The following is a 10,441-nucleotide window of genomic DNA, read 5'->3' as shown; positions in this document are numbered from 1 at the left end:
TGATTTCAGTTTTTTCTTTGTCAGTAAGGGTGTCAACAAGGAATATTACAAATTGTTAACCGAGTCTTGAAAGCCTTGTGCTACAAAGGTTTGAAATGTTAAGAAAGATGTGACTAAAGGACAGCTTATCAAGGGGGGATTTATCTTCAATTTAATTATAACCAGCTACATAACTGAGGTAAGAGACTCTTGCTGACTTGCTTGCAGATGGGATTGAGCGCGAACAGCGCGGAACATCCCAAAACGACATAAACCCGTGCCAAAGGCCAAACGCATCAGCAGAATTGTCGGCACTTCTCGGACGGATTTAACCAACCCAGTTAGACCAAATTGCCACCAACCTTGGGGACGAATCACCCCCTGCCAAATGGTATCAATCCAAGAGGGTAGAGTGGCTTTTGTCCAGTCAGCAGTCATCACTTCCCCATCTACCAATCCTGTGGCCGCTAACTGTTCGGCAAAACCTTCGATACTGGCAAAAGCGGGGTGGGACCACTGATCCAAAAGTTGGCGCATTACAGGACTTTCCCAGAAATTGAGCGGTTTTTGACGGTCATCTCGCTGATTCCAGTCCGCTACCACTAGGACTCCCCCTGGTTTGAGAACTCGCAGTAATTCCTGAGCAAAAACGGCTTTGTCCGGCATATGGGGACCGGCTTCAATTGACCAGACCACATCAAAACTCTCGTCGGGAAAAGAAAGGGCCATGGCATCATCGACCAAAAAGCGAGCATTTACATCTGGGGGTGTTAGTTCTTTGGCCCGTGCCACTTGTTTGGGACTAATGGTGATACCGGTAACGGCAAATCCGTAGTCGCGGGCCAGAATGCGACTGCTGCCACCAATACCACAACCGACATCGAGGAGAGTTGCACCGGTGGGTAGTTTATCCAAACCTCCCCAAGAGACCATTTCCGCCACAAAGTCGGCTTTTGCCGCTAGAAAGTCTTTTTTTTCTGGTGGGGAACCGTAGTGACCTAAATGGATGTGTTCGCCCCAATAATATTCTAAAATCCCGTCCTCGGTCCATTGGTCGTAGGAGTTGGCCACCGAGTCCGACGATTGGTACTTGCGAGAGGAAACAAAATAGACGACGATAGCGATCGCTAGGAGTAAACCTAAAGATGATGTCAGCAAAAGTATATTCATTAAATGCTGCCGGGCAAACTGATACAAAGCTTAATAACTCTTAAAGATTATACAACCTTGAGGTTCTGCGGGCTGAGGTCTAACAGGGTTGAGTGACTTTGGTTCCTCGCCAGAAATTAACTATCCCAGTTGAAAGCGACTGGTAATACAGCAGTTATCTTGATAGTGAGATCACTTCTGTAGTACTAAACTTTTATCTATTTGTCCCTGTGGAATTGCCCTCAATCCATTCGTAAAAAGCCATAGATTCCGGGGAACAACGGCTGCATCCTCCGCATTTTTCTAGGGAAATCAGGCGAATTCGCCCTTTTTTCAGCAAGCGATCGAGCATGGGACTTAAGGCATCCGCTGACATCCGAAAGTGTGTGGATAAGTCAGACAGAGATGCTTTCTGATTTTTGGCAAGATAAGCCTGTATATCGGTTAAAATCATGGTTTATAAGCGAAAAAAATCGAGAAAAGTTGCTTGATTGCGGTGGGTTACGGCGAATCTAAATAATTTGTTAGTTGCCTAGCTTTTTGTCGCCTAACCCACCCTACTTTTAAATTGCGGGACGGTTGATTTTTCGGGGACGGAGATTTTTTAAGGTGAATAAAACCCCGACTACGGTTAAACCCATCAAGACTATCCAAAAGAGAGAAAATCCCGGGTGTCGAGAAAAAGTGGCGATTTGATAGAAGGAAGTGGCAACAATATAGGCCATTCCTGTGGTCCAGAGGGCAATAAAAACAGTCCAACCGGCATTAGTTTCGCGATATACGGCCGATGTGGCCGAAACACAGGGAAAATAGAGCAGAACAAACAAGAGATAGGCAAAAGCACCCGCTTGACCATCAAATCTTTTTGCCATTGCGCCAAAGATTCCTAAATCTACTTCTTGCTTCTCGGCAGCCGTTTTTTGATCTTGCAAATCACCAATATTTAAACCCAAGGGATCAAGTAATTGATTGGGTAATTCCGCTAAATTGGCGGGAATAGTGGCGATAGCTTCCTGAATTTGCCCCCAAAAGTCGAATTTTACCTGTGCTGCCCCCTTATTCGGGTTATCTTCCCCTGCTAGTTGGCTGTAAATCGAGTTTAATGTCCCTACCATTGCTTCTTTGGCAAAAACTCCTGTAAAAATGCCCACCGTTGCCGGCCAATTTTGCTGCTCTAGTCCCATGGGTGAGAAAATAGGAGTTACAGCTTTACTGGTGGCACTTAAAACCGATCGCTCGCTGTCTTGATTACCAAAAGAACCATCAAAACTGACGGAGTTGAGTAGTCCCAAAATCATCACCATTAAAACGATAACTCGTCCAGCTTTCCATAAAAACGCTTGCAGACGTTCCCAAGTGCGAATTAAAACCCCTTTCAGACGCGGTAGATGATAGGGAGGCAATTCCATAATAAAGTGACTGACTTCTCCCTTGAGTAGGGTTTTTTTCATCACCAATCCCGTCAAAATAGCGGCGAGAATTCCTAAGATATAAAGACCAAAAACGATATTTTGACCACCTATGGGGAAAAAAGCCGCCGCAAATAGGGCATAAACAGGTAATCTGGCCCCACAGGACATAAAAGGGTTCATCATAATCGTCATTAAACGATCGCGGGAATTTTCTAGGGTCCTAGTGGCCATAATTGCCGGCACACTGCAACCAAATCCCACTAGCATGGGAACAAAGGATTTACCCGGCAATCCCACCAAACGCATCAATCGGTCCATGACGAAGGCTGCCCGGGCCATATAGCCCGAATCCTCTAAAATTGACAAAAAGAGGAACATAAAGCCAATTACGGGGATAAAAGTGGCGACGGTTTGCACACCTCCCCCCGCCCCATCAGCGAGCAGAGCAATTAGCCAACCCGGGGTATGGATTGTTTGTAAAACTTGGGCAAAACCATCGACAAAGATAGTCTGGGCAGTTAAATCGAAGAAATCGATAAAGGCAGCACTAACATTGATCGTAAATAAGAACATTAGGTACATTACGCCCAAAAATATCGGAATTCCCAACCAGCGATCGAGAACAATCCGATCTAGGCTATCGGACATGGTATCATTTATCTGTCCAGTCCGTTGAGTGGCTCCCTGGGTAACTTGTTGAATAAAGCCATAACGAGTATCAGCAATTAAAATATCAAGGTCTTCCCCTAAAACTTGGTGTATTTGTCGTCTATGCTTGACGATAATGCTTAATAGTTCCTGGGAGCGCAATTCTGGGGCGATGCGATCCTCGTATTGCAGTAGATTTAAAGCGGTCCATCTTGGCTCAACGATCCTTTTACTGCTATGGTCGTTAATGTAGGCAACAATCTCGTTAAGAGCTTCCTCAATTACCGCGGGATAAGCCACATAAGCGGCAGTATGGTTAATATTACCAACTAATTCCCCAATTTTTTGCTTTAATTCTCCGATTCCCTCCCCTTTAACCGCACTAATCGCCACGACAATTGCATCCATGCGAGCGCTTAAGAGTTGCGGATTAACCACAATACCCCTAGTTTTGGCCACATCCATCATATTCAGGGCAATCAACATCGGTAAACGCATCTCCATGATTTGGGTAGTAAGGTAGAGATTACGCTCTAAATTGGCAGCATCGACGATATTAATCACTAAATCCGCTTCTCCTGACAGCAGATAGTCCCTAGCGACTAATTCATCCATTCCCGTCTCCCCTTCTTCCACATCGAGGGAATAGACTCCGGGTAAATCCACAAGGGTGATATCTTCCCCGTTAACTTGAAATTGTCCCTCCTTGCGATCAACTGTTACTCCCGGCCAGTTGCCGGTCCGTTGATTGGACCGGGTGAGAGCATTAAAAAGGGTAGTTTTGCCACAGTTAGGATTGCCAATTAAGGCGATAATGGGTTTGACCATAATTTAGGATATTGAGTGATGAATAAGCTTAGATGATTAAATTTAGCTTTTTGGGTCTATTTCTTCGACGATTAAAGCGTCTGCCTCCTGTTTTCGCAGACTGAGATGAAATCCCCGCACTTGAATCTCGACGGGATCCCCCAAAGGTGCGACACGAATGACGGTAAACTCTGTCCCTGGAGTTAATCCCATTGATAACAATTTTCCTTTGTATCCTCGCAATGCTCGGTCATAACCGACAACTTTACCCGCTTTTCCTATGGGTATCTCCCGCAGAAATGTTCTTACTTCAGGTAGGTCTTTTTTAGACTCCAGTTTTTTCGGTTGACTGTCACTAACGAGGATTTTTTCGGCCATTTCCGCCCCGATAGCGATACGATTGTCTTGAATGGCAATTAAAACTGATCCCCTCGGTTGGGAGCTAATTACCTGTAATTGAATGCCGGGGTTTAATCCCATACCTAGGAGTCGATTGATCCCTCCTGTCCCCTGAAATCCCACTAACCAGACGGTTTTTCCCATTTCCACTTGTGCGAGGGGATAGGTGGCTGTTAGATCAGTATCCATGGGGTTAGTACGTTCTGAGGCAGCCTCTTTACCACCCCAAGAAGAAAATTGGGCTTTATTTGGCGATTTTTCTGGTTCTTCTGGTTCATTAGGTCTAATTTTATCGTCCATGCTTTTCTTATCTCCAAAGGCAAAGAAGGTCTTTCATTCAAGAGTGATAATAATTCCTTGATAGCTCATCGAGTTTACTGAAGTAGCCAAAGGGTGAGAACTGCACTACTGTCAGCCTCAGTCAACGGTTTTGAAACTGTCTAAGACTTGCGATCGCTAAAATAAATGCTAATTATTCTCAATTACCAGTGTAATCCAAAAGGGGAGACAGTAAAGAAAAAATATTTCTTTAAAAAAGTCACCAGTCTCTGGTAAATGGCGATCGCTGAGAGACGAAAATCTTCTTAATGCCGAAAAATTCTCCCTTGCAAGGGAGATACCCCCAGCTATCTACGAATTAATTGCATCCAGCTACTGAGAACAGAAAAAGCTATATTTAATAAGTAAATCGAATCTGTCTTTCTATTTAAAGAGCTATGGATAACAAAGTTCTCGACGTTCACCATCTCACCGTTGAATTTTCTAATCACAAAAGAACAACAGTCGCCGTTAATAACATTAGTTTTAGCTTGCAGAAAGGTCAAGTTCTCGGTTGTGTGGGGGAGTCGGGTTCAGGAAAATCCGTCACCTCCCTCGCACTCATGGGATTGGTTCCCTCTCCGGGGAAAATTACCCGGGGAGAAATTTGCTTTCGTCCGGCAAAAGGTCAGTCAATGCAAGCAGTAGATTTATTATCTATTCCCCCAGAAGAATTGCGTTATTATCGCGGGGGAGAAATGGCGATGATTTTCCAAGAACCAATGAGTTCTCTTAATCCAGTTTATAACATCGAGTTTCAACTCACCGAAGCAATTTTACTACATCAAAAAGTCACCCCCGAACAGGCAAAAAATCAAGCCATCTCTCTACTGCAAGAAGTGCGCTTATTACCCAGTGATGAACAGTTGGAGGAGAAGTATATAGAAACTTTTCCCTTAGAAAATAAGGGTCATGTCAGAGAAAAAATTAGAACTTATATTCAGGAACAAAAAGAAGCAATTCTCAAGCGTTATCCTCACGAATTATCGGGGGGACAATTACAAAGGGTAATGATTGCCATGGCGATTTCTTGTAATCCTACTCTATTAATTGCCGATGAACCAACCACCGCTTTAGATGTGACTGTCCAAGCAGAAATATTAAGATTATTACGCGATTTGTGTAAAAGCGATCGAGAAATGTCAATGGTTTTTATCTCCCACGATCTGGGAGTTATCAACGAAATTGCCGATCAAGTTATCGTGATGTATCAAGGAGAAATTGTCGAACAGGGAACTAAAGAAGAAGTATTAAATTATCCCCAACATCCCTACACAAAAGGTTTACTTGCCTGTCGTCCTCGCTTAAACTCTCGTCCAGAAAAATTGCCCACTGTCAGCGATTTTTTACAAGTGGAAAAAGACTCTCAAGGTAAGATTATTGACTTACAGGAAATTACTCCACCCGCAGTTAAATTTATTACTCTCCAAGAAGAAGAAAGCAGAATCGCAGGTTTACAGAATCACGAGAATATTTTATCGGTAGAAAATTTATCGGTTAGATTTCCAGTTAAGGGAGTTTTCGGGCAAGTAAAGACCTTTTTTAATGCCGTAGATCAGGTCAGTTTTGCCGTTAAACAGGGGGAAACCCTCGGTTTAGTCGGTGAGTCTGGCTGCGGAAAATCTACCTTAGCAAGGACAATTCTGCGCTTAATTCCTGCTACTTCTGGAAATATCTATTTCCGAGGAGAAAATCTCGCTAAATTAAACCCCAGCGATCCAAAATTAAGACTACTGAGACGGGAATTACAGATAGTTTTTCAGAATCCCTACAACTCCCTGAATCCCCGTTTATCCATCGGTAAAGCAATTTTAGAACCGATGGTTATTCATCATACTGGCGGCAATTCTCAAAAGCGACGGCAACGAGTAGAATATTTATTAGAACGAGTTAAACTTGATCCTAATTGGTTTGATCGCTATCCCCATCAATTATCAGGAGGACAACGACAAAGGGTGTGTATTGCCCGCGCTTTAGCCTTAAATCCTCAGTTTATTATCTGTGATGAATCTGTCTCTGCTTTAGATGTTTCTGTACAAGCGGGAGTCTTAAATTTACTCAAAGAATTACAGCAGGAATTTAATCTCACTTATATCTTTATTTCCCACGATTTAAGTGTTGTCAGATTTATGAGTGATCGGATTATGGTGATGAATAAAGGTAAAATTGAGGAAATCGGTACAGCTAACGAAATTATCAACTCTCCCCAAAGCGATTACACCCGTAAACTTATCGCTTCCATTCCCCAATTTACCCAAAGTCTTGCTAGTTAAAATTAGCCATCAAACCGAAAGGATTAGCTGCCTCTAATTGTGCCGATAAACCTAACAAAGTGATTTCATCAGCAGGTTTACCTACTAACTGAATTGCCACGGGTAAACCCTGACTATCCAATCCTGTGGGTAAAGCAATCGCGGGTAAACCACTCGCATTAGCAATCGGAGAAGGAGCAATCCAAGCAATCATCCTATCAACCGCTGCTTCCGGTGGTAAATTTTCCCACTCACCAATTCCAGGGGGTTGATGTAGAAAAATTGGCAAAAGTAAGACATCAAAATTATCAAACATCGCCACAATTTGCCGCGAAATAACGTGCATCTGCTGCACTGCTTGCAGGTATTCCCCCGCGCTGCCAGAATTCTCTAATAACCATTGGTTAAGGGGACTTAATAACTCCTTCGGAATTCCCGTCGCTGCCGTCCCCGCTTGCCAAATACGGCGAAAAGGAGCGATTAAAGCCTGTAAATCGGGGGAATACTCGGTTAAATGATGCCCCATGTCCTCTAAAATTTTAGCCGTAGCGAGGACAGCATTTTTATAAACGGAAGTTGCCTCGCCGAAGGGGGATACGGAAGTAGAAAAAGCGATTCTTAGGGGTTTTACGCCTCTCTGAGTGGCTTCTAGGAAAGAAAAGGGCGGATCGGGTAGCCAGTAGGGATCGCCCGTCGTATAGCCCGAAATCACGGTAAGCAGTGCCGCCCCATCTGCCACCGTCTTAGAAAGAGTGCCGTTAGTGGCGATACCGCTTTGAAATTCCCCCACCGGGGCATAGGAAACGCGCCCGCGACTGGGTTTTATCCCCACCAAACCGCAACAACCCGCCGGAGTACGAATGGAACCGCCACCGTCGGAACCCTGGGCAATCGGGCAGAAACCCGCCGCTACCGCCGCCGCCGCACCGCCACTGGAACCGCCTGCGGTATAATCGCGGTTGAAGGGGTTACGAGTCGGCAAAAAACCCGGATTTTCGGTGTAGGGAAAGGAACCTAACTGGGAAGTGGCAGTTTTGCCCAGAAGGATAAAACCCGCCATTTTCATTCTGGTGACGATTCCTTCGTCGTATTGGGCGATATTTCCCTGTAAAGCGGCGACTCCGTAACTAACCGGCATTCCAGCGACGGCATTTAAGTCTTTAATGGCGGTGGGAACTCCAAAAAAAGGCGGTAATTCGGCAGTAGCGGCGATTTGACTTAATTGTTCCGTTTGGGCGCTGGCGGTGGCTAGGGCGCTTTCCCCGGCGACATGGACAAAACTACCAATTTGACAGTCAAATTTCTCAATTCTGTCGAGGTATAAATGGGTTAATTCTAGGGGGGAGATTTGTTTAGTGCGAATCAGTTGGGCTAATTCTAGGGCAGATTTTTGCAATAATTCATCACTCATGAGCGATCGAGTTAAAATAGGTAAGTGAAAATAATTATATTCGTTAGTGGGAAGATGGTTTTAAAGGAAAAAAGAAAAAGTAAAAAAAAGTCCATTGCCGTAAAAATTTCCCTATCCCCTATCCCCCCTTGTCTTGGAAAATTATGACCTCACAGTTAATTGAAATTCTCTCGGCTGACGAAATTCGTCGCACCCTTACCCGTTTAGCTTCCGAAGTTATCGAAAAAAGTGGCGATTTAAATAACTTGATTTTGATCGGTATCTACACGCGAGGAGTGCCTTTAGCTAATTTAATTGCTAGTCAAATTGAGAGCTTAGAAGGGGTAAAAGTTCCCGTGGGAGCGATCGATATTACCTTCTATCGCGACGATCTCGATCGCATTAAAACCCGCACTCCTGCTAAAACCAAAATGCCCCTAGATGTCACGGGAAAAACCGTGATTTTAGTCGATGATGTTATCTATAAAGGTCGCACAATCCGCGCCGCTTTTAATGCTATTATTGAGTATGGCAGACCGCAAAAAATCCGCTTATTAGTTCTCGTTGATCGTGGTCATCGGGAATTACCAATTCACCCAGATTTTACGGGCAAAAAACTCCCCACCGCAGCCGAGGAACAGGTAAGAGTTTATCTACAGGAGATTGACGGCAAAGATGGGGTGGAATTAATCAAATAAACAGATAATTGGTAACTAATCCCGGTAGGAAAATAAACAGATATTGAATTTTTTCCTGTTGAAAACACTGAACAAATTTAACCATCGAATCACCAGAGTCTGCTGAAGCTTTCACCCTCTATATATTTGCTAAATACAGAAATCATCTATTTTTAGGGCAAGGTAAAAGCAGCAATTACGGGATAATGATCGGAAGGAATAAGATTCAACCAACGAGAAGGATCGACTTTGGCCCAATCTAACTGCAAACGGCTATCATAATAAATTGTATCGATGGCTAAATAAGGGGTATCGGTGTAATTATTAAAGCTCATTTGTTCCGCTAATTCCAAATCGGCCAAAGCGTCCTTTAATTTAATTTCTGGCTGCAGAGGTTGAGTTAAAATCTGACGGGGTAATTGCTGAGAATTAACATTAAAATCTCCCGTTAAAAATAGGTAATCTTCTGTTAAATCTAGTTGACAAAAACGCTCCTGTATGCACTTCGCACCTAAGTCCTTAGCTTTGTCGCTATAGTAATCGAGATGGGTGTTATAAAACTGCAAAGTTTGCCCCTCAAGAGTGCGAAATTTAGCCCCCGTTACCATGCGGGGATAGGGATTACCCCAAGCTTCGGTAATACTGCCAATAATATCGGGAGTTTCTGATAACCAAAATTCGTAAATTTCTAAACATTTTAACCGACTTGGTTGATACAAAATCGCACAATGTTCATCTAATCCTGTTCCCCTGCGATCGCTTCCTAAACTTTGGTATTTTGGCAATAAACGGTGTAGATCCAATAATTGATTAGCGCGAGCTTCCTGAGTACCAATTATATCGGGAGAATAGTGAGCAATTAAAGCCGCGACTGCTTCCCTTCTTACTCGCCAATTACGCTCATCAGGATCGGGTTTATCGTAGCGAATATTAAAGGACATCGCTGTTAGTTTCATAGCAAAATGGAGAATAGGGAAGATGGAAGGGAATGGGGATTTCTGTCAGTGAATAGTAATCAGTAATCAGTGAACTGAAAACCCACATCTGATAACAAAGTCCGAATCTAAAACCTAATTCGTTAAGCTAAAAGCTTTGATGTGCTTAGTTTCTAACCTTCTTTTTAGGTAGGAGAATTGCCAGATTCTGTCTTTTGCCTCTTGCCCCTTGCCTTCAGAAGCTGATAACTGATAACTGCCTTTTTCTAGGATTGAGAATCAGAATCTACATCTGTCTTCACTTCGGGGATAATATCCGGTCTTTGGGCATCTTCCCAACCAACCGGACGTTTAGAATTGTACCAAGCGATCGAACCGATGGTGACAGCAGCGAGAAAACCGACCACATAAACTGCCACGAAATAAACGGGGAATTTGCCACTGGCCACTTCTAGGAGTAGATACATAATTTTTT

9 protein-coding genes are annotated in these 10,441 nt (G+C 43.7%); 2 read left to right on the top strand and 7 right to left on the bottom strand.

Annotated features, from left to right (window positions below; translation table 11 throughout):
- Positions 1-165 precede the first annotated feature (165 nt).
- The 4 genes from IM473_RS09590 to IM473_RS09575 form a co-directional block, all read right to left on the bottom strand.
- Positions 166-1,149: a methyltransferase domain-containing protein gene (locus tag IM473_RS09590; protein WP_287659185.1), complete on the bottom strand. Its 984-nt coding sequence runs from the start codon at positions 1,147-1,149 to the stop codon at positions 166-168.
- Positions 1,150-1,342: 193 nt separating this feature from the next.
- On the bottom strand, positions 1,343-1,582 hold the full coding sequence (locus IM473_RS09585; RefSeq protein WP_002792905.1) for a FeoC-like transcriptional regulator: 240 nt from the start codon (positions 1,580-1,582) through the stop codon (positions 1,343-1,345).
- Positions 1,583-1,691: 109 nt separating this feature from the next.
- Positions 1,692-4,016 carry a Fe(2+) transporter permease subunit FeoB gene (gene feoB, locus IM473_RS09580; RefSeq protein WP_287659184.1) on the bottom strand — a complete coding sequence of 775 codons (2,325 nt, stop codon included), beginning with the start codon at positions 4,014-4,016 and terminating at the stop codon, positions 1,692-1,694.
- A 42-nt stretch (positions 4,017-4,058) separates the two neighbouring features.
- Positions 4,059-4,694, bottom strand: coding sequence for a FeoA family protein (locus IM473_RS09575; RefSeq protein ID WP_287659183.1), 636 nt, complete (start codon positions 4,692-4,694; stop codon positions 4,059-4,061).
- A gap of 416 nt (positions 4,695-5,110) precedes the next feature.
- On the opposite strand from IM473_RS09575, the gene IM473_RS09570 reads away from it, so the two are divergent.
- Positions 5,111-6,985, top strand: coding sequence for an ABC transporter ATP-binding protein (locus IM473_RS09570; RefSeq protein WP_287659182.1), 1,875 nt, complete (start codon positions 5,111-5,113; stop codon positions 6,983-6,985).
- Here the strand turns inward: IM473_RS09570 and IM473_RS09565 are convergent.
- Positions 6,978-8,375, bottom strand: coding sequence for an amidase (locus IM473_RS09565; protein ID WP_287659181.1), 1,398 nt, complete (start codon positions 8,373-8,375; stop codon positions 6,978-6,980). The two genes, IM473_RS09570 and IM473_RS09565, sit on opposite strands and share 8 nt — an antisense overlap.
- A gap of 143 nt (positions 8,376-8,518) precedes the next feature.
- On the opposite strand from IM473_RS09565, the gene pyrR reads away from it, so the two are divergent.
- Positions 8,519-9,052 carry a bifunctional pyr operon transcriptional regulator/uracil phosphoribosyltransferase PyrR gene (gene pyrR, locus IM473_RS09560; RefSeq protein WP_287659180.1) on the top strand — a complete coding sequence of 178 codons (534 nt, stop codon included), beginning with the start codon at positions 8,519-8,521 and terminating at the stop codon, positions 9,050-9,052.
- 152 nt (positions 9,053-9,204) lie between these two features.
- On the opposite strand, the gene IM473_RS09555 is transcribed toward pyrR, so the two are convergent.
- The gene (locus tag IM473_RS09555; RefSeq protein ID WP_287659179.1) at positions 9,205-9,987 is read right to left on the bottom strand and encodes an endonuclease/exonuclease/phosphatase family protein; all 783 of its coding nucleotides are present in this window, start codon (positions 9,985-9,987) and stop codon (positions 9,205-9,207) included.
- Positions 9,988-10,232: 245 nt separating this feature from the next.
- Positions 10,233-10,433, bottom strand: a complete 201-nt coding sequence (gene psb35, locus IM473_RS09550; RefSeq protein WP_287659178.1) for a photosystem II assembly protein Psb35 — start codon at positions 10,431-10,433, stop codon at positions 10,233-10,235.
- Positions 10,434-10,441 lie beyond the last annotated feature (8 nt).

The organism is Microcystis sp. M015S2 (assembly GCF_020245945.1).
Taxonomy (GTDB): Bacteria; Cyanobacteriota; Cyanobacteriia; order Cyanobacteriales; family Microcystaceae; genus Microcystis.
The sequence above is the reverse complement of the archived record's forward strand: the minus strand, read 5'-3'. Positions and strand labels throughout refer to the sequence as shown.

Excerpts from the sequence above, each read along its gene's own strand:
- IM473_RS09590 (WP_287659185.1), bottom strand. The coding sequence starts at position 1,149 with ATGAATATACTTTTGCTGACATCATCTTTAGGTTTACTCCTAGCGATC.
- IM473_RS09585 (WP_002792905.1), bottom strand. The coding sequence starts at position 1,582 with ATGATTTTAACCGATATACAGGCTTATCTTGCCAAAAATCAGAAAGCA.
- feoB (WP_287659184.1), bottom strand. The coding sequence starts at position 4,016 with ATGGTCAAACCCATTATCGCCTTAATTGGCAATCCTAACTGTGGCAAA.
- IM473_RS09575 (WP_287659183.1), bottom strand. The coding sequence starts at position 4,694 with ATGGACGATAAAATTAGACCTAATGAACCAGAAGAACCAGAAAAATCG.
- IM473_RS09570 (WP_287659182.1), top strand. The coding sequence starts at position 5,111 with ATGGATAACAAAGTTCTCGACGTTCACCATCTCACCGTTGAATTTTCT.
- IM473_RS09565 (WP_287659181.1), bottom strand. The coding sequence starts at position 8,375 with ATGAGTGATGAATTATTGCAAAAATCTGCCCTAGAATTAGCCCAACTG.
- pyrR (WP_287659180.1), top strand. The coding sequence starts at position 8,519 with ATGACCTCACAGTTAATTGAAATTCTCTCGGCTGACGAAATTCGTCGC.
- IM473_RS09555 (WP_287659179.1), bottom strand. The coding sequence starts at position 9,987 with ATGAAACTAACAGCGATGTCCTTTAATATTCGCTACGATAAACCCGAT.
- psb35 (WP_287659178.1), bottom strand. The coding sequence starts at position 10,433 with ATGTATCTACTCCTAGAAGTGGCCAGTGGCAAATTCCCCGTTTATTTC.